Below are 18,619 nucleotides of genomic sequence, written 5' to 3'. Positions count from 1 at the left end.
TATGCCATATAAAAAATCAAAATATAAAATAAGGTGAAGAAATGAATGATTTTTCTGCAGAAAAAATATTAAATAGTTTAATAGAAAATTTGGAAGTTGGAGTTCATATCGTGGATGTGGATGGAAAAACCAGATATTATAATAATGCTATGGGGAAAGTTGAGGGTATTTGTCCTGATGCCGTTTTAGGGAAAAAAGTAAATGAATATTTGAAGAATGTCGCAGAGAGTGAGTCTTCCTTGATGAAAGTATTGATATCAGGAAAGAAAATCGTTGACCTGATCCAACATTATGGCAGTGGAAGCAAAAAGGAAATTACCACCATAAACACAACGGTACCGGTTGTTTCAGAAAATAAGGTAATCGCAGCTATTGAAATTTCTAAAGACATGACGCAATTAAAAGGTCTGACAGAAAGTATATATAAATTGCAAAATTTATATAAAAAGCAGAAAAAAAGGCATTATACTTTTGATGACATATATGGGAAGAGCCCTAAAATGAAGAAGGCAATTGAAAAAGCAAAAAAAGCCAGCATGTCTAATTCATCGGTATTATTATATGCGGAAACAGGTTCGGGGAAAGAAGTATTTGCGCAAAGCATTCATTACGGCGGCATGAGGAAAGACAGACCGTTTGTGCCGATTAATTGTGCAGCCATTCCGGCTACTTTATTGGAGTCAATGTTATTTGGCACGGAAAAAGGAGGTTTTACAGGTGCGGAGAATAAAAAAGGGTTATTTGAAGAAGCAAACCATGGAACTATTTTATTGGATGAAGTGAATTCTATGGAACCGTATTTGCAATCGAAACTTTTAAGAGCACTTCAAGAAGGCGTTATCCGGCGTGTTGGCAGTAATAATAATATTGATGTTGACGTAAGGGTTATTGCCACAATCAATGAACAGCCGGAAAAATTAATGGAAGAGGGTAGGCTCAGAAAAGATTTTTATTACAGATTAGGGGTATTAAGAATTAATATCCCTCCCCTTAGAGAACGCAAAGAAGATATTCCAATTTTAGTGGATGAGTTGATTAAGAATTATAACAGGACTTTAGGAAAATCGATAATCGGGATTGATCAGGAGATGTTGAGGAAATTCCTCGAATATCAGTGGCCGGGAAATATCAGGGAATTAAAAAATGTTATTGAAGCCGCAATCAATATGGCGGATGATCATTCTGTTTTATCGCAAGACTGTTTTGATTATATCCTTGGTAATAACGATTCGGACATTACCTTTATGGATGTACATAATATCGTGGCCAATGTGGCTGGAAAAATTAATTTAGATGGTTTTATGACAGATATTGAAGAAGCTATTATTCAGAAAATATTGAGAGAAAATAATAATAACATTACTAAGACCTCAAGAAGTTTAAATATTTCCAGACAGGATCTTCAATATAAAATTAAAAAATATGGAATAGATATTGAAAAAAAATCTTGAGCTTATCCTATTGTATTGAATTGAAGTGATACTGTGACTTATCTTTGTCAGTGTTCGGAAAAACTATACATACAGATTATAAAAAAGTACAACCTTCCCCCAAAAATGGAGGCCGTACTTTTTATAAATATGCATTTCAATAATCTCTTTCCCAGCTTTCGGGGGTAAAAACGGCCTGTATAATTGTTGTTTGATAGTAAGTACCTGATGATTCAAAAAAAAGCAAAAGATTTTGCATTGCCGCAAATTATTTTGCGGTAGAATAAGTGAAATCGCAATTAGAAGCAGGCGGGACAATAGGGACAGGATTATTTTTAGGTTCAGGATATGTATTAGAGAAGGCAGAACCAGGGGGAACCTTATTAGCTATCTTTTGGGGGCAATCGTAATGTATTTGATGATGTTTTGTTTAGGAGAATTATTAATTGCAATGCCAATAGCAGGGACGGTACAAGCCTATGCAATAGAATTTATTAATTCTGAGCTAGGATTTACTGTGGGATGGATAAAATGGATAGCTTGGACGGTTACTATAGCTTCTCAAATTGTGGCTTCGTCAATCATTATGAAAAATATTTTTCCTGGTATTGATTCGTTAGTATGGATTATAGGCTTTACAATATTATTGTTCATTTTAAATGCCGTGCCTAGTGATAAATATGTATGGGAGCAGTATTATATAAAAAAATGAAACCAGACATACAAAGTCAAGAGTTTCAAGCTGAGAAAACCAAATAAGAAATTATTATAGTGAAAGGGGCCTGCAATCATGCTGAAAGAACAAATCATGGATACTATGTTTAAGCTTGCTTTAATACCAGGAATTTCAGGGACTAAGAGCGAGAATTTTGCGGCGGTAGGAATACATGATATTTTGAAAAAAATGGCTTATTTTCTCAAAAATCCAGAATTGCTAAAAGTTTACCCGGTTCAAGACGATCCATTAGAGAGAACCGTTGTAACGGCAATGGTAAAAGGGAAAAAAGAATCAAACAAGACTGTTATTATCACAGGTCATTATGATGTTGTTGGTATTGATGATTTTGGACCATTAATGGAAATTGCGTTTGATCCTATAAAAATTACGAAAAGGATTCATGAACTTCCTCTAGATGAAGACGCTACTAAAGATTTACATTCTGGTGATTGGATTTTTGGTAGAGGAACTGCAGATATGAAATTCGGAATCGCACTAGGAATTGAAATTCTTCGTTATTATTCTGAGCGGAGAGATTTTTCAGGTAATATTTTATTTATTGCTGTACCGGGAGAAGAATCTAATTCAGAAGGGATGCTTGCGGCAGTCCACATTTTAGAAAGACTTCAAAATGAAAATAAATTGGAATTTAAAGGTGCATTTGTTTCAGAATGTTGTCTCCCGGATTACGTGGAGGATGATACTAAAAAAATATATTTGGGTACTTGCGGTAAAATTATGCCATTGTTATTTTTTGCGGGAAAGGCAGCTCATGTATGTGATTCAACAAGTGCGTTGAATCCTAATTTATTGGCATCAGAAGTAAATGCTATGCTTGAATTGAATACGGACTTTTGCGAATCATCTGGAGATATAGTTACTGCTCCGCCAACTTGTTTGAAACAAACTGATTTAAAAGAATATTATTCCGTTCAGACTCCTCTTTATGCAGCGGCCTATTATAATTTATTAACTATCGGCAGGAGCACTAGTGAGCTTATATCTTTATTAAAAGATATTGGAGTCAAGGCTTTTGACAAAATAAATGAAAAATGTAAAGGGTTTGGGATAACCTATGAACCACGGGTTATGACTTATGAAGAACTTTACGAAGAAGTCAAAAGAAACTTTACTGGAGATTTTGATAATCATATGAATGATTTTATTGACAAATGTACAGCTGCAGGAATGGGGTTACAAACTACTGCAATCCATAGTGTCAAAGAAACTTTTAATTATTATAGTGTAAAGGAGCCTACCATTGTTATTTCATTCGCACCTCCGTTTTATCCGAGTAAATCGTTGGATAAGTCTAGGGCTAATGATGAATTTTTGTTACACACAGTACAAAAAATGTTGGATTTTGCGAAAGTAAATTTTAAAGTAGATATAGCAAAAAGAAATTATTTTATGGGCATTTGCGATTTGAGTTATACCGGTAATATTTCAAAGGCTGATGTTGAGAATTGCAGTAAAAATATTATTGGTATGTATAAAAATTATACAATTCCCTTCGAAAAATTAAAGCTATTGAGTATACCGGGAGTTGTTTTTGGTGGTTTCGGAAAAGATTTCCACAAATGCAGTGAAAGATTAAATCTTTCTTATTCCTTTGAAATTGTACCTGAACTTTATAAGTTTATGATTGAACATTTACTTTTATAGGCTTAAATAGTAGTTTTCTATTTGGGTATTTGAGGAAGATTTTTCATGCTTTGCCGCCCAAGAAGGCCCCAAACCAAGGGGAATGTAGAACGATGTAAAAGATAACTTTCTTCAGGCAGACAGTTCCGCGATGTCGATGACCTGAATCTTCAGGCGCCTGCGTGGTGTCGTAAAGTACTTATCTCTGTCAGTATTCGGCAAAACTATACATACAGATTATAAAGAGTACAACCTTCAAAAAAAATGGAGGTTGTACTTTTTATAAATATACATTTCAATAATCTCTTTCCCAGCTTTCGTGGGTAAAAACGGCCTGTGTTTGACAGTAAGTCCTGATAATTCGATATTTTACCCAAAAAAGCAAAGGATTTTGCATTACCGCAAATTATTTTGCGATAGAATAAGTGAAATCGCAATTAGAGGCAAGATCTAATTGCGGTTTCATTTTATTTTATATAGTTATATAACGGTTTCATGGGATTTCTTTATCAATAAAAAATTTTTTAACTTTAATCTTAGTTGGCACAATAATTGCGATAATAAAATAAGTACATGTACATTTCTTAAAAATACAACTATGGTAGGTGAATGGTTATGATTAACAAGGGTACATGGGTTGAAATTGAAGAAGTCGTTTTAACTCCGGAAAATCGGGCTCAAACTATACCGGAAGAAACAAAAATCACGCCACTTAAAGCCTGGATCAGAGGAAATTGCCTTGAAAATTGTGAACGGGGAGATGCGGTAGAGGTTATAACAAATGTGGGAAGGATTGCCAAAGGGATTGTCGTAGAGGTAGAACCCGGATATTACCATACTTACGGTAAATATGTAAAAGAGATAAGTCATGTGGGAAAACAAGCAAGGGAAATGATTGGTCAGTAAAAGAGAACAATTGGTCATATCTTATGGGAGGTCTACATGATGAATGAATATGAGAAGTTTATGGTCAAAAAAAATGAAATTATGCTTAAGTCGGTGGGAATTGATTTTGATAAATATGAAACTGGAAAACTCGCTTTTGACTATGAAGGTTTAATGAGAGATGTCGGTTACTGTCTGCAGGACGTAAAGGCAATACAACAGGAAGTTGGCGTAGGCAATACACCATTGTTGGAATTAAAAAACATTACTACATTAGCAAGGAAATCATCTAAGACGGGAACAGCCGCCAGGATTTGTGTAAAAGACGAAAGCTGCAATCCGTCAGGAAGTTTTAAGGATAGAAGAGCGTCTATTTCGGTATACGACGCCATGAAGAGAGGCTATAAAGGAGTTGCCGCAGCTACTTCCGGAAATTATGGCGCTGCCGTAGCCTCGCAAGCCAATATTCGGGGACTTAAGTGTATTATTGCTAACGAGTGTTATGATTCAAGGAAAGTTGGGCAGCCGGAAATTCTTGAGAAAGGGAGAAAATGCGAAAGCTACGGGGCAGAAGTTATCAGGCTTACCGTAGGACCTGAATTATTTTATGCTTTCTTAAAAGTTCTTGATGATACGGAATTTTATAATGCTTCCCTATATTCTTCTTTTGGCGTAGCGGGCGTTGAAACGTTAGGCTATGAAATATCCGAACAATGTAGAGAAAAGTTTGGTAAAGATCCGGTGGCCGTTGTTATAACACATGCCGGCGGCGGAAATGTTACTGGTACTGCCAGAGGACTTTTTAAGGCTGACGCTGCCAGTACTAGCATAATAGGTGCTTCAGTTGATCTTTCCGGTCTGCATATGGCCTCCGATATAGCTTTCAATAAGAAATCATTTACAACAGGACATACCGGTTTTGGGATTCCTTTTGTAACCAATCCGGACCGATCTGATGTTCCGAGAAGTGCGGCAAGACCATTAAGATATTTAGACAGGTATGTAACGATTACACAGGGTGAAGTATTTTGGATGACTGAAATATTAGCGCAACTGGAAGGAATGGAAAGAGGGCCTGCCGGCAATACCTCGCTGGCGGCTGCCTTTGCAATTGCGCAGGAATATGGGGATGATGATATCATCGTTGTCCAAGAAACAGAATATACGGGAGCGGGAAAACATTTAATCCCGCAATTGAATTTTGCAAAAGAAAATGGGATTGGAGTTTTTGTCGGAGATCCCCAAGATCAAATTCCAGGAAAAAACATTGTCATTCCGTCACATCCATCGATTGTTTCAGTAAAAGATGTGGATTTAGCGGGGCTACGAAATTCCTATATCAATAACGCTCTCAAAAAGGTGCATGATAACAAACTTAATGAAATAGATGTGAAGTTTTTATCGGAAGAAACCAAAATGGATAAGCAAGAAGTTTTAAAAGTATTAGTACAGCGTGACATTCAAGTTGGATAGGAGGAGTTTAGGTTATGAAGAGAACAGATGATTTTGAACAAAGTAGACATCACTTAAAAAATTTGACAAATGAACAATTGTATGAAAGGTTTTGGAGTTTAACTGAAAAGATTGTAGAACCGATTGTTGATTTAGCATATACGCATACATCACCGGCTATTGAGCGCTCGGTTGCGCTGCGAATGGGGTTTTCCAGTTTGGAAGCTAAGCCGTTAGTAGAGTATGGTGCAAAATGGAATCTGCTGGGAAAAGGGATTGGAAACGTTATTTTGACTTATGCTGATTTAAAGAAGATAGATTATCTTGAAGCCGGTGCTGAATTGGCGAAAGGGATAGGCTGGGATAAGGTTGTTGAAAAAATGAAAAGTGGTGAAAAAAATGCTTGAAAAGCTGGATGAAAATAAAAAACTTATGGTAGAAGAGGTATTAAAAGATTTAGATAAATATGAACCAAAATGGAGAGGATGGCATTGGCGGGAAAAATATGACAATGGAAAAGCCGGCGAATTTACTTATCGTGAAATATCAACTCCGTTAAAGAAAAGTCAACCACTTCCTGCGGCAAGAAGTTTTGAAAATATAGATCCGCAACCGTTACCGGTCATTACTACGGAAATTGCTTCCGGCAGATTTGAAGACGATCTAAGAAGAATGAGAATGGCTGCCTGGCATGGCGCCGATCACTTGATGGTGATTAGAACGGCCGGCCAGAGTCATTATGATGGATTAATCGAAGGAACGCCGGAAGGAATCGGCGGGGTACCTATTACGAGAAAAGAAGTCAGAGCAACAAGAAAAGCGATTGATTTAATAGAAGAAGAAGTCGGTAGAAAAATTAATTTTCATTCTTATGTTTCCGGTGTGGCAGGTCCCGATATAGCCGTAATGTTTGCTGAGGAAGGTGTTAATGGGGCCCACCAGGATCCGCAATATAATGTGCTATACAGAAATATTAATATGTGTCGCTCGTTTGTCGATGCCGCTGTGGCCAAGAAAATAATGGCTTGGGCAGGCATGCTGCAAATTGATGGGGCGCATAATGCCAATGCCACCGCCATGAAGGGCTATAATGTAATGCCCGAATTGATGGTGCAGCACGCCATTAATGCCAAGTTCTCTGAATTGGTGGGGATGAAACCGGAAAATATTTCTCTATCCACGGTACCGCCGACATCAGCGCCGGCTCCGTGTATGAGATATGATCTACCATACGCTGTGGCGCTAAGACAGTTTTTTAGAAAATACAAAATGAGAGCGCAAATGAACACGAAATATATTGAGTCGTGTGAACGGGAAGCAACCGTTGGGCATACATTGAATTTGCTGATTTCGGAATTAACATCAGCAGATATTCAAAGTACAATAACTCCTGATGAAGGAAGAAATGTACCGTGGCATTATAACAACATTCATGCTGTTAATACAGCTAAACAGTCATTTATAGCCATGGACGGCTTAATGGATATGATAGAACTGAAAAGAAACGGTTATTTACCGGAAAAATCCAGGGAGATTCAAGAAAGAGCAGTCTTATTTTTAGAAGAAATGCTGGAAGTAGGCGGATATTTTAAAGCGGTTGCTGCAGGATTCTTTGTGGATTCTGGTTTGTATCCGGAAAGAAATGGAGATGGTATCGCCAGAAAAATGGATGGTGGTGATGCTGTTGATACCATCGTAAAGCGAGAAGAGGACTATTTCGCACCGGTTTGCGCTCATTTTGGCCATAACCATGTGCCCAGTCAGTATAAAAAACCTTGTGATCCCATTCGTGAATGCACATTATGCAATCATTCTAAAATTAAATATATTGATGAATTGGATGACAATGATAATGTGTTTAAGAGAATGGAGCGGGTAAAAGAAGATGGTACGGTGTTTCCCGAAGTGCAATGGGCCAAAGACGGGTATGTAAAGGTTACTTTATGTATTCCTGAAAATGAACAAATCAGTGAAGCTGCAGCCTTGGAAATGGGCAAGAGAATGAATTTGAAAGATGTTGAGCTTGTGCATAAGCAAGTATTGCAAAAAGCCGAGGGAACACTTGTTGAAATTAAAGGAATTTGTGACTTTGTGCCTGTAAGACGGGACGAACTAGTGCTTCCCAAACGTAGAAAAGTACTGCCTAATCAAGTCATGAAAGATTATGTAAAAGAGCATCCCATCAAGGTTGTTGCGGCGACAGTTGGGGAAGATGAACACTCTGTCGGTTTACGAGAAGTAATAGACATTAAACACGGCGGTGTTGAAAAGTTTGGAATGGAGACAATTTATTTAGGCACTTCATGCCCGCTGGAAAAATTGGTTGATGCCGCGATAGAATCGAAGGCACAAGCTATTTTATGCAGTACAGTTATTACCCATAATGACGTGCATACGAAAAATATGAAGAAGTTAAATGACCTTTGTATTGAAAAGGGAGTAAGAGATAAAATCATCCTTGTTTCCGGAGGTACACAAGTTACTGACGAGATAGCAAGGGCCAATGGAATGGATGTCGGATTTGGCAGAGGATCAAACGGTACTGATGTTGCATCATTCATTATTAAGAAATTAATGGGTGTAGCGGACAACGAAAAATAAAAGTATTGATATTTAGAAATTTGCCTGTTTAGAATGAGGCGGTAACCTTCTATATATTCCGCATTGAATTTTGCGGGCGCAGGCGGATGGTGTATTGGCAACGCCCCACCACTGGCGTTTGACTTCCGCTTTTGCCAACACACCACCCGCCTGCACAAATCTTTAGCACGTTGTATATAGATAGGGGGGAATAAAGTTGAAAGTTGATTATTTAGTGGCGGAAATTGGCAGCACGACGACGGTAGTCACAGCCTTTAGTTCCAAACAGGATAAACAAGGAAGATTTTTTATTGATATGTCTTTTCAAGGAAAAGGCCCCACTACAGTTTTAGAAGGTGATGTAACAGTTGGTCTAAAAGCGGCGATACGCGAGATTGAAAATCAGCTAAAAGAACCGCTTGTCTGGGGCAAAATGCTCGCTACCAGCAGTGCGGCCGGAGGCTTGAAAATAACTGTTCATGGGTTGATGGGGCAAATGACTGTCCGAGCAGCTAAGGAAGCGGCATTAGGTGCCGGTGGGGTAATAAAAATGGTTACGTCCGGGAGAATGCGAAAAAGTGATTTGAAAAAAATATATGAAATCAATCCTAATATGATCATGATTGCCGGCGGAACAGACTATGGTGAACGAGAAACAGCGTTATATAATGCTGAATTAATCAGTAATGAACAATTTAATAAGCCGGTATTGTATTGCGGCAATATTGCCAACCAAGAAGAAATAAGGGAAATCTTCAAAGGTCAGGAACTCTATATAATAGAGAATGTTTACCCCAGTGTAGATGAGTTGAATGTTGAACCGGCACGCAAAGTAATCCAGGAAGTGTTTGAAAAAAATATTGTAAAAGCCCCGGGAATGAATCATATCAAAGAGATGGTGACAGGAAGTATTATGCCAACACCGGGCGCGGTGATGGAAAGCGCTAAATTGTTATATGACTTACTGGGGGATTTATTGGTGTTTGATGTTGGCGGAGCAACGACAGATGTTCACTCCGTTACTGAAGGAAGCAGTGCTATATTAGATATGCTGGTTAATCCTGAGCCCAAAGCTAAAAGAACGGTAGAGGGTGACCTAGGGGTATTTGTAAACAGTAACAATGTTATAGAACTGCTTGATATCAGGGATTTGGGAGGGTTTTCAAAAGAATATATCGCGCAGCACATTACAGCGATCCCCATTGAGAAAGAAGATATTGCAGCAAGCCGCTTATTAACGAAAAAAGCGGTTGACGTTGCCCTGAAAAGACACGCCGGTACGCTTAAAAGAAAATATGACGGTGATGGCGGCTTTATTGCGTACGGCAAAGATTTATCCCAAGTGAAGTATATAGTGGGCACAGGCGGGGCCCTGACAAGAATTCCGGGCGGCGAGACAATACTGACGGCGATAAGGTATTTGAAGGAAGATGTGACAATGATGCCGAGAAAGGGCGCTAAAGTTTTGTTGGATAAAGACTATATTATGGCTTGTGCCGGAGTGTTAAGCAGAGAAAATAAAGCTGCCTCGCAGGCATTGCTAATGCAAAGTTTAGGGATAGCGAAGGTTATGGAGGCGGCAGTTGTATAAGTGCTTTTGAAAAGGGAGAGGAATTATGAGGCAGGAATATCCATGCATAGATATCGATATAGCGAAAATAATCCATAATATTTGTGAAATTAAAGCTATTTGTCATAACGAACACATTGATATAGGTGCTGTTAGTAAAGGGGTTTGTGCCCAAAAGCCAATTGTAGAAGCTTTTCTTAAGGCCGGAATTACGCAAATTGCCGATTCCAGAATGAAAAATTTGAAGAAATTACAGGATTTAAATTGTACGAAACTATTGCTGAGAGTTCCGATGCTAAGTGAAATCGATGATGTTGTTCAATATAGTGATATCAGTCTTAATTCCGAGATTAGTACCATCAGTAAATTAGCGGAAGCGGCCGCCAGGTTAAATAAAATTCATAACATTATTCTTATGGTTGATGTAGGGGATTTAAGAGAAGGGGTATTGATAAAGGATGTTATGGATACTGTTGAAAAAATATTACAAATGAAGCATATCCATTTGTTTGGTTTGGGGACAAATGTGACTTGTTACGGGGCGGTAATTCCTGATAAACACAATTTAGGGATGCTCGTTAAATTAAAAAAAGATATAGAAGAGAAATTTTCAATTACAGTACCGATCATTTCAGGGGGGAATTCCAGTAGCTTATACATGGTGATCAATCATACAATTCCTCGGGAAATTAATCAATTGAGAATTGGTGAAGCCATTATGCTAGGGAGGGAAACCTCTTACGGGCAGCTTATACCTAATTGTTACAAAGATGCGTTTATTATTAAAGGTCAAATTGTGGAACTGAAAGATAAACCAACAATTCCAATAGGGAACATTGGTGTAGATGCTTTTGGCAGGAAGCCGCATTATGAGGATAAGGGGATAAGGAAACGGGCGATTGTTGCCATAGGTAGACAGGATATAAAGGTAGACGGATTAACACCCCTTGATGAAGATATAAATATTTTCGGTGCCAGTAGCGACCATTTGATTCTTGATGTGACTGATTGCAAGAAAAAATTTACTATTGGTGACGTAATAGAATTTAACGTTGATTATGGCTGTCTGTTGATTGCAATGACATCACCTTATGTAAAAAAATATTATAAAAATGAACAGGCTTATAGTGCATAGTTATATGATTTTAAATTAGTTATTTATCATTAGGAGGAGTTATAATGAAAAGAAAAGTTAGAGTCGTTGTTTGGGGATTAGGTTCTATGGGAAGCGGCATTGCCAGAATGATGTTAGGTAAAAAAGGTTTTACAATTGTCGGTGCTATTGATATGGATCCTAAGAAAGTCGGTAAAAAGCTTTATGAAATATTAGAAATTGCGGCGAACGAAGATAATTCTTGTACAGTTACCGAAAATGCCGAAGATGTTATAAAAAAAGGTTTTGCCGATGTTTGTCTTTTGGCGACAGCTTCTTTTACAAAAGTTGTATTTCCTCAGATTAAGATGGCAGCGGAAGCTGGCATGAATATTGTTACGACGGCAGAAGAAATGTCCTATCCGCGTGTAGTTGACCCTGAATTATCTGATGAAATGGATAGAATTGCTAAGGAAAATAGAGTCTCGATACTCGGCACAGGTGTAAATCCCGGTTTTATTATGGATTTGGTAGTAATTATGCTTACCGGAGTCTGTGATACAGTGGAAAGCCTTAATGTGAAAAGAATTAATGATTTGGCCTGTTTTGGTAAGGCAGTTATGGTAGAACAGGGAATTGGTCTGAAGCCGGAAGAATTTATTCAGGGAGTAAAAAATGAAACCATTGCCGGTCACATTGGTTTTTTGCAATCTTTCGGAATGTTTGAGGAAGCCTTTGGCATCAAAATGAATAATATCCGGCAAGATAAAGAACCAATTCTGACGAAAGTACCAAGAGCAACGGATATTGTTTCAGTCAATGCCGGTGATGTGGCAGGTTGCCGACAGCTTGGATATGCTGATTTTGATGGCAAAACATTTATTACGATGGAACATCCGCAACAAATTAAACCTGAATTAGAAAATATTGAAACAGGAGACTATATTACTGTTAATGGCACGCCAAATATGAATCTTCAGATAAAACCGGAAATTCCGGGAGGAATTGCGACTATTGCTATCTGTGTTAACATGGTTCCGCTTGTCATTAACTCCGAGCCGGGACTAAAAACCATGCTTGATTTGCCAATTCCCCGAGCGATTATTGGTGATGTTAGAGATCTTGTGAAAGCTTTGGATTAAAATAGTGAATCAATAATTGCCGGTATCAGCTTTTGATGCCGGCAATTTTGATAAATATATCGAGATGATGAAGGCTTTTACCAGCAGTAATGGCAAAAGGCTTATTTAAGATTATTTTTTAAAAGAATAGGTGGAAGCAGTTCAGTTATAAATATGACATGGTCGCTTTTTTTACAGGGTAATGGTTTGTCCCGGATTTAAAATTTGTACAGAAATGGAAAGTGCTTCTACTTTTTCTTTAAATAGTTCTGGTGATTGAGCAATAACCGGCCAGGTATTGTAGTGCATAGGAATTACTGTTTTCGGCTTGAGCATTTTTACTGCCTCAACCGCATCTTCCGGGCCCATTGTGTAGTTGTCGCCGATGGGCAGCAAGGCAAAATCAATATTTTCTAAACGGCCCAGCAGGGCCATATCGCCAAAGAGGGCAGTATCACCCGCAAAATAGATTGTTTTGCCAAAAAAATTAACAATAAAACCGGCGGCGTGTCCGCCGGGAACACCGGCGCCATGAAAAGCGGGCGTTAGTTTTACATAGCCAAAATCAAAGGTACGCTTACCACCCAAGTGCATGCTGATATTGGCGCATTGCTGCTGACCGACTAGCGAGGCGATTTCAGCAGTGGACAGTACGGTTGCGCCGGTGCGTTTAGCTATGTCTATCGTGTCACCAAGATGATCGCTATGCCCGTGGCTGACCAGAATATAGTTGCAACTGACTTCGGCCGGATTACCAGGATTAACCGGATTGCCGGTAAAAAACGGATCAAATAATAATGTGGTATCTTTTGCGCATAAACTAAAACAGGCATGACCATAAAAAGTTAAGTTAGCCATTATTATACCTCCCAATAATTTTTAGTATAGTATTTTTCCCAAGAGAGTAATAAAATTCCTGCTAGCTGAAGAAAAAATCATGAAAGTTAATTTTAAGAGGAGGTTAATCAGCTAAAAATGGAGAAGTTTCTACAAATATACGGAATATTGCAGTAAGTATGTGTGAAATTAATAAAGCCCGTTATTGTCATAGTGTAAGTAGCGATCATCGTCATTTGGTTTTCGCTATTTTGGCATAATGTCCGGGGGGTTATATTGCGTATTATATATAGGTAAAAGGAGCGACAATCATGATCCCGGTTATATCTGTAGTAGGGCGGTCAAACAGTGGTAAAACAACTTATCTGGAGAAGTTAATTGCGGTAATGAAGCAGCGAGGTTATAAAGTTGCGGTTATCAAGCATCATCACCAGGATTTTGAAATGGATCAGACAGGCAAAGATACGTGGCGGCATGCTCAGGCCGGTGCGGATGTAGTATGCCTGACTTCCCCTCATAAAATGGCATTGATTAAAAAATCTGAACAAGAAGTGCCGCTGAATCAGGTGATCCAGCTCATTCGCGATGTTGACATCATCTTTACCGAAGGCTACAAGCAGGAAAAAAAAGCAAAAATTGAAATATACCGTCAGGCGGCCGGCCATGATCCCTTGGGGGTTAAGACGGAACTTCTGGCTGTAGCAGCTGATACCGTAATTTATGATGCAATTCCCCATTTTTCCCTGGAAGAACCGGCAGCCATGGCGGACTTTTTAGAAGCAAGTGTACTAAAATCGAAATAGTAAAGGACTGATTGCTATGTATGACTGTCATAACCGTCAAATCAACTATTTGCGGGTTTCTGTGACAGACCGCTGTAATTTTCGTTGTGTTTACTGTATGCCGACACAGGGCGTAAAAATGCTCAGCCATGAAGGAATTCTATCCTATGAAGAATTTCTACGGATAATAAAGATACTTAGCAATCGTGGAGTTAATAAGATCCGCCTTACCGGCGGGGAGCCGCTTGTCCGCAAAGGTATTATTGAGTTTATTCGCAACATTACCGCCTTGCAAACAATTACCGATTTGTCCATGACGACAAATGGCAGTCTGCTGGCGCCGATGGCCGCTCAGCTAAAAGCTGCCGGTTTAACCCGCGTCAATATCAGTCTTGACACGATCAATCCCGAACGGTTTCGCCAGATTACCCGTGGGGGGGAGTTGGCTCAAACTTTAGAAGGAATTGAGGCTGCTTTAGCCGTGGGACTAACACCGGTAAAACTAAATGTTGTGCTAACTAATCAAATAACCGAACAGGATATTGCCTATTTCCTTGATCTAGTACACCGCACGCCCATAGCGGTCAGATTTATTGAATATATGCCGATAGGAGAAGTTCAAATCGGCCCTGGTCCAAGTATTGATGAGGTGAAAACTACGATTAATTCCAGCGGGCGGGGAGTATTAAAACCTGTTTTGGATATTTACGGCAACGGTCCCGCCAAGTACTACACTTTGCCCCAGGCCCCAGGCTCATTTGGTTTTATTACACCGCTTTCCGACCATTTCTGCGGAGTGTGCAACAGAATTCGGCTGACTGCGGATGGAAAATTTAAACCATGTTTATTGTCCAATCAAGAAGTTGACGTAAAAAGCGCTTTGCGCAATGGCGCCAGCGATGACGAAATTGCGGAGATTTTTTATCATGTTATAAAAAGTAAACCACAGGAGCATTCGCTGACAAATGCCGCTGAGCCGACTCAATTTTTCCGGAAGATGTCGCAGATAGGCGGATGATAATTGGTGAAGCTGGGCTATTTTTGCCGGTTAGTTGCTAAGACGAAATTTGCTAGCTCCAGAAGGGGGAATCATAGTGGAATTAACCCATTTTAATCATGCAGGCAAAGCCCGTATGGTAGATGTAACTGTCAAAGACGAAACAAAACGGGAAGCAGTGGCGGAAGGACGGATTGTTATGAAGCCTGCTACCCTCGAACTGGTGAAGCAGGGAGCCCTGGGTAAGGGTGATGTTTTGGGAGTCGCACAGGTCGCCGGCGTAATGGGGGCCAAACGGACATGGGATATAATCCCCATGTGCCATCCGTTGCTGTTAACAGGGGTTAATCTTGAATTTACTGTAGACGATGCAGGCAATGCTATTGATATTCGGGCTATAGTTAAAACGACCGGCAAGACTGGCGTAGAGATGGAGGCACTGACAGCGGTATCTGTCGCAGCATTAACGATTTACGATATGTGTAAGGCGGTAGATAAGGCCATGACGATTGAATATATCCGGCTGCGGGCCAAATCGGGTGGAAAAAGCGGTAATTTTGTAAGGGAGGATTAAAGCATGCAGGGAAAGATTGTAGCAGTATGCACCAGCAAAAATAAAGGTGAACGCAAAAAAAATGTTGGGGAAGCAAAATTGTTGCCGGGAATGGGGCTGGAAGGGGATGCTCACGCCGGCTTTATGCACCGGCAGGTAAGTTTATTAGCTCTGGAAAGTATCGAAAAGATGCGGCAAAAAGGTCTTGATGTGCATCCGGGTGACTTTGCCGAAAATTTAACTACTGCGGGTATTGACCTGCCTTCACTGCCAATCGGCACAAAACTAAAGATTGGTGAGGTCTTGATGGAAGTCAGTCAAATTGGCAAGGTATGCCATAATCGTTGCAAAATCTATTATCAGGCCGGTGACTGTGTTATGCCTAAAGAAGGGATATTTGCCATTGTAGTGACAGGTGGACAGGTGGCAACAGGAGATATTCTGGAGGTGATTGAAAATGTATAGTATCGGTATTATTACAGCCAGCGATAAGGGCTCACGCGGCGAGCGCGAGGATTTGAGCGGTAAGGCCATCGCCGAAGTTATGGCTGAGCTTGGCGAGGTCAAGCGGTATGTCATCGTCCCCGACGAGCGCGAAGCCCTTAGCCAGGCTATGATAGAAATGGCCGATGATTTGAAAATTGATCTTATCCTTACGACCGGAGGTACTGGCCTTGGCCCACGCGATGTTACTCCGGAAGCCACGTTGGCCGTAATTGACAGACAAGTTCCCGGTATTCCCGAAGTAATGCGAGCCAAGTCATTGGAAAAAACTTCACGGGCTATGTTGTCCCGCGCGGTAGCAGGAATGCGCGGCAGAACGTTAATCATTAATCTTCCCGGCAGTCCCAAAGGTGTGCGGGAATGTTTAGAAGTTATATTACCGGCGCTGGATCATGGCTTAGCCATCATGAAGGGAGAGGCTGGTGAATGTGCCAGGTCGTAGTTCAAAAAGTATAGGAGTTGAGAACAGTTTGTCCAAACCAATCTATGTAATCGGCCACCGGAATCCGGATACGGATTCTATTTGTTCAGCAATTGCTTACGCACATCTAAAAACGGCTTTGGGCGAGCATACAGTTCCGGCACGTGCTGGTAAAATTAACGCGGAGACCAAATATGTATTGGATGTCTTTGGCGTGCAGCCGCCTGAACTGATTTTGGATTTATACCCGCGCGCAAAAGATGTCATGCATGAGAATACAATCGCTATTCATCCCTGGAATACCTTGCGGAAGCTTGGTCAGCTTATTAAAGAGCATAATTTGAAATCTATTCCGGTTGTTGAGAGTGACAAAAGCTTAGTGGGCATCGTTACTGTCAGTGATTTGGCAGAGCGATATGTTAATGAACTGGGCATGCAGGATTTGCGGGAAACAGGTGTCGACTATGCCGGTATATTACAGTGCCTTGGCGGAACTTTGGTATGCGGTGGAGAGTTGTCAAAAAGAATTGAAGGACATGTTAAAATCGCTGCTTCCCGTACGCAGACTATGGCTAAAGTGATTCAGCCCGATGATATCGTGTTAGTGGGTGACCGCACCAGCGCTCAGCTTGCCTGTATTGAGATCGGTGTGGCCTGCCTGATTGTTACCGGCGATTTCGCAGTGGCCCCCGAGGTCGTAAGGGCGGCACGGACGGCAGGTACTTATATTATAAAAGCGCCGCAGGATACCTATACCTGTGGGCGGTTGATCAACCAGAGCATTCCGGTACGGAAAATCATGAAAACGAATGTGACCTCCTTTAAGCCTGATGATATGGTTTCTGACATAAAAAACAGTATTATTCGTACAGGTTACCGTAATTATCCTGTGGTTCAGGCAGGAAAACTGGTGGGACTTATTGACCGTGACAGACTGATCGTCCCTGAGCGCGATCAGATTATCTTAGTGGATCACAATGAACGCTCGCAAGCAGTGGATGGCATTGAGGAAGCAAAAATTGTTGAAATTGTTGATCACCACCGCTTAGGCGGGCTTGAAACCAGTGAGCCAATTTTTATCAGACATGAACCTGTGGGATCGACAGCTACGATTGTAGCCAATATGCACTGGCACAGGAATGTAGCTATCCCTCAGAAACTAGCCGGTCTTTTGCTGGCTGCCATCATTTCCGATACCGTACTTTTTAAGTCGCCGACCGCAACGGCGAAAGACCATGATACGGCTAATAAATTGGCCCAGATCGCCGGACTTTCTATTCAGGATTTCGGAATGGCGATGCTAAAAGCCGGTTCGGTAATTGACAAGCTGACACCGGCCGATATTGTTGCCACCGATCTGAAAGAATTTCAGATTGGCGAATATTATGTTGCTATCAGTCAAATCTCTGTTATGGACCCCGAAAGCGTGCTCCAACAGCAAAGCCAGATCGAGGCTGCTTTGCAGGCAATCTGTATAAAGGAACAGTATAATATGGCGATACTGCTGGTTACAGGCATATTGGATGAGGCAACCTACCTGATGTTTTACGGTCAGCCGTCAGGGCTTATTGCCACTGCTTTCGGCCCAGGACGGTCAGACGGCAGCTGGTTTTTGCCGGGTGTTATGTCGCGTAAAAAACAGGTTGTGCCGCCATTGATCGACGCTGTTCGCCGGCTATAAAGAAATTATTATGTCTGCATAAGTAGTATGCTATAATGTTATCATACTACGTATATGGGAAGGAAATGTGGACTGGAATGAATACTTACATAACAAGTGGTGTATGTGCCAGAAAGATCGAGTTTTTGGTCGAAGAAGGGATTGTAAAAAAAATTCAGTTTCAATCAGGCTGTTCCGGTAACCTGCAAGGTGTAAGCCGGCTTGCAGAAGGAATGAAAGTGGAAGAGGTTATCAGTAAGCTGAAAGGAATCAAATGCGGCGATAAGAATACTTCCTGTCCTGACCAGTTGGCGAAAGCATTGGAGGAGTTAAAAGGCAAGGAGTAGCCCGGACAGCCGCAATTTAGGGGGC

General features: G+C 40.5%; 17 protein-coding genes and 1 pseudogene. 17 read left to right on the top strand and 1 reads right to left on the bottom strand.

Features of this window, described 5'->3' with window-relative positions; genetic code table 11:
* Nucleotides 1-41 precede the first annotated feature (41 nt).
* From BLR65_RS08535 to ord, 10 genes and pseudogenes are all read left to right on the top strand, one after another.
* Entirely contained in the window at nt 42-1,451 is a 1,410-nt protein-coding gene (locus tag BLR65_RS08535) for a sigma-54 interaction domain-containing protein (protein WP_093793770.1), read from the top strand.
* Between the two features lie 266 nt (nt 1,452-1,717).
* A pseudogene (locus BLR65_RS08530) lies at nt 1,718-2,142 on the top strand (hypothetical protein).
* Nucleotides 2,143-2,220: 78 nt separating this feature from the next.
* Entirely contained in the window at nt 2,221-3,813 is a 1,593-nt protein-coding gene (locus BLR65_RS08525; RefSeq protein ID WP_093793768.1) for a M20/M25/M40 family metallo-hydrolase, read from the top strand.
* A gap of 594 nt (nt 3,814-4,407) precedes the next feature.
* Nucleotides 4,408-4,698 carry a 2-amino-4-oxopentanoate thiolase subunit OrtA gene (gene ortA, locus BLR65_RS08520; RefSeq protein ID WP_093793767.1) on the top strand — a complete coding sequence of 97 codons (291 nt, stop codon included), beginning with the start codon at nt 4,408-4,410 and terminating at the stop codon, nt 4,696-4,698.
* 36 nt (nt 4,699-4,734) lie between these two features.
* Nucleotides 4,735-6,150 (top strand): 2-amino-4-oxopentanoate thiolase subunit OrtB, encoded by a 1,416-nt coding sequence (gene ortB / locus BLR65_RS08515; protein WP_211285250.1) that lies wholly within the window; start codon nt 4,735-4,737, stop codon nt 6,148-6,150.
* 14 nt (nt 6,151-6,164) lie between these two features.
* Nucleotides 6,165-6,536 carry an ornithine aminomutase subunit alpha gene (locus BLR65_RS08510; protein ID WP_093793765.1) on the top strand — a complete coding sequence of 124 codons (372 nt, stop codon included), beginning with the start codon at nt 6,165-6,167 and terminating at the stop codon, nt 6,534-6,536.
* Nucleotides 6,529-8,730 carry a D-ornithine 4,5-aminomutase subunit OraE gene (oraE, locus tag BLR65_RS08505; protein ID WP_093793764.1) on the top strand — a complete coding sequence of 734 codons (2,202 nt, stop codon included), beginning with the start codon at nt 6,529-6,531 and terminating at the stop codon, nt 8,728-8,730. Before BLR65_RS08510 ends, oraE begins: the two co-directional genes overlap by 8 nt.
* A 196-nt stretch (nt 8,731-8,926) precedes the next feature.
* Nucleotides 8,927-10,300: a GlmL-related ornithine degradation protein gene (locus BLR65_RS08500; RefSeq protein ID WP_093793763.1), complete on the top strand. Its 1,374-nt coding sequence runs from the start codon at nt 8,927-8,929 to the stop codon at nt 10,298-10,300.
* A gap of 25 nt (nt 10,301-10,325) precedes the next feature.
* Entirely contained in the window at nt 10,326-11,414 is a 1,089-nt protein-coding gene (gene orr, locus BLR65_RS08495) for an ornithine racemase Orr (protein ID WP_093793762.1), read from the top strand.
* Nucleotides 11,415-11,458: 44 nt separating this feature from the next.
* Nucleotides 11,459-12,514, top strand: a complete 1,056-nt coding sequence (gene ord, locus BLR65_RS08490; RefSeq protein ID WP_093793761.1) for a 2,4-diaminopentanoate dehydrogenase — start codon at nt 11,459-11,461, stop codon at nt 12,512-12,514.
* Between the two features lie 171 nt (nt 12,515-12,685).
* On the opposite strand, the gene BLR65_RS08485 is transcribed toward ord, so the two are convergent.
* Nucleotides 12,686-13,351: a metal-dependent hydrolase gene (locus tag BLR65_RS08485; protein ID WP_093793760.1), complete on the bottom strand. Its 666-nt coding sequence runs from the start codon at nt 13,349-13,351 to the stop codon at nt 12,686-12,688.
* Nucleotides 13,352-13,641: 290 nt separating this feature from the next.
* Here BLR65_RS08485 and mobB point away from each other — a divergent pair, with 290 nt between their 5' ends.
* The 7 genes from mobB to BLR65_RS08450 all read left to right on the top strand — a co-directional run bounded on the left by mobB (nt 13,642) and on the right by BLR65_RS08450 (nt 18,594).
* Nucleotides 13,642-14,133 (top strand): molybdopterin-guanine dinucleotide biosynthesis protein B, encoded by a 492-nt coding sequence (mobB, locus tag BLR65_RS08480; RefSeq protein WP_093793759.1) that lies wholly within the window; start codon nt 13,642-13,644, stop codon nt 14,131-14,133.
* Nucleotides 14,134-14,149: 16 nt separating this feature from the next.
* Nucleotides 14,150-15,130: a GTP 3',8-cyclase MoaA gene (gene moaA / locus BLR65_RS08475; RefSeq protein WP_093793758.1), complete on the top strand. Its 981-nt coding sequence runs from the start codon at nt 14,150-14,152 to the stop codon at nt 15,128-15,130.
* 76 nt (nt 15,131-15,206) lie between these two features.
* On the top strand, nt 15,207-15,683 hold the full coding sequence (gene moaC, locus BLR65_RS08470) for a cyclic pyranopterin monophosphate synthase MoaC (RefSeq protein ID WP_342741374.1): 477 nt from the start codon (nt 15,207-15,209) through the stop codon (nt 15,681-15,683).
* Between the two features lie 3 nt (nt 15,684-15,686).
* Nucleotides 15,687-16,127 (top strand): MOSC domain-containing protein, encoded by a 441-nt coding sequence (locus BLR65_RS30820; RefSeq protein WP_093793757.1) that lies wholly within the window; start codon nt 15,687-15,689, stop codon nt 16,125-16,127.
* Nucleotides 16,120-16,608: a MogA/MoaB family molybdenum cofactor biosynthesis protein gene (locus tag BLR65_RS30815; protein ID WP_093793756.1), complete on the top strand. Its 489-nt coding sequence runs from the start codon at nt 16,120-16,122 to the stop codon at nt 16,606-16,608. Before BLR65_RS30820 ends, BLR65_RS30815 begins: the two co-directional genes overlap by 8 nt.
* Nucleotides 16,609-16,636: 28 nt before the next feature.
* A complete protein-coding gene (locus tag BLR65_RS08455; RefSeq protein ID WP_093793755.1) occupies nt 16,637-18,268 on the top strand; it encodes a putative manganese-dependent inorganic diphosphatase in 1,632 nt (543 codons plus the stop codon).
* Nucleotides 18,269-18,345: 77 nt separating this feature from the next.
* Nucleotides 18,346-18,594 (top strand): TIGR03905 family TSCPD domain-containing protein, encoded by a 249-nt coding sequence (locus BLR65_RS08450; protein ID WP_093793754.1) that lies wholly within the window; start codon nt 18,346-18,348, stop codon nt 18,592-18,594.
* Nucleotides 18,595-18,619: the final 25 nt, after the last annotated feature.

Origin of the sequence: Sporomusa acidovorans, from assembly GCF_900101845.1 — a bacterium.
GTDB lineage: Bacteria > Bacillota > Negativicutes > Sporomusales > Sporomusaceae > Sporomusa > Sporomusa acidovorans.
This window is presented reverse-complemented; position numbering and strand designations above follow the sequence as displayed.

Excerpts from the sequence above, each read along its gene's own strand:
- BLR65_RS08485 (WP_093793760.1), bottom strand. The coding sequence starts at position 13,351 with ATGGCTAACTTAACTTTTTATGGTCATGCCTGTTTTAGTTTATGCGCA.
- ord (WP_093793761.1), top strand. The coding sequence starts at position 11,459 with ATGAAAAGAAAAGTTAGAGTCGTTGTTTGGGGATTAGGTTCTATGGGA.
- oraE (WP_093793764.1), top strand. The coding sequence starts at position 6,529 with ATGCTTGAAAAGCTGGATGAAAATAAAAAACTTATGGTAGAAGAGGTA.
- mobB (WP_093793759.1), top strand. The coding sequence starts at position 13,642 with ATGATCCCGGTTATATCTGTAGTAGGGCGGTCAAACAGTGGTAAAACA.
- BLR65_RS30815 (WP_093793756.1), top strand. The coding sequence starts at position 16,120 with ATGTATAGTATCGGTATTATTACAGCCAGCGATAAGGGCTCACGCGGC.
- BLR65_RS30820 (WP_093793757.1), top strand. The coding sequence starts at position 15,687 with ATGCAGGGAAAGATTGTAGCAGTATGCACCAGCAAAAATAAAGGTGAA.
- BLR65_RS08535 (WP_093793770.1), top strand. The coding sequence starts at position 42 with ATGAATGATTTTTCTGCAGAAAAAATATTAAATAGTTTAATAGAAAAT.
- BLR65_RS08525 (WP_093793768.1), top strand. The coding sequence starts at position 2,221 with ATGCTGAAAGAACAAATCATGGATACTATGTTTAAGCTTGCTTTAATA.
- orr (WP_093793762.1), top strand. The coding sequence starts at position 10,326 with ATGAGGCAGGAATATCCATGCATAGATATCGATATAGCGAAAATAATC.
- BLR65_RS08510 (WP_093793765.1), top strand. The coding sequence starts at position 6,165 with ATGAAGAGAACAGATGATTTTGAACAAAGTAGACATCACTTAAAAAAT.
- ortA (WP_093793767.1), top strand. The coding sequence starts at position 4,408 with ATGATTAACAAGGGTACATGGGTTGAAATTGAAGAAGTCGTTTTAACT.
- moaA (WP_093793758.1), top strand. The coding sequence starts at position 14,150 with ATGTATGACTGTCATAACCGTCAAATCAACTATTTGCGGGTTTCTGTG.
- ortB (WP_211285250.1), top strand. The coding sequence starts at position 4,735 with ATGATGAATGAATATGAGAAGTTTATGGTCAAAAAAAATGAAATTATG.
- BLR65_RS08450 (WP_093793754.1), top strand. The coding sequence starts at position 18,346 with ATGAATACTTACATAACAAGTGGTGTATGTGCCAGAAAGATCGAGTTT.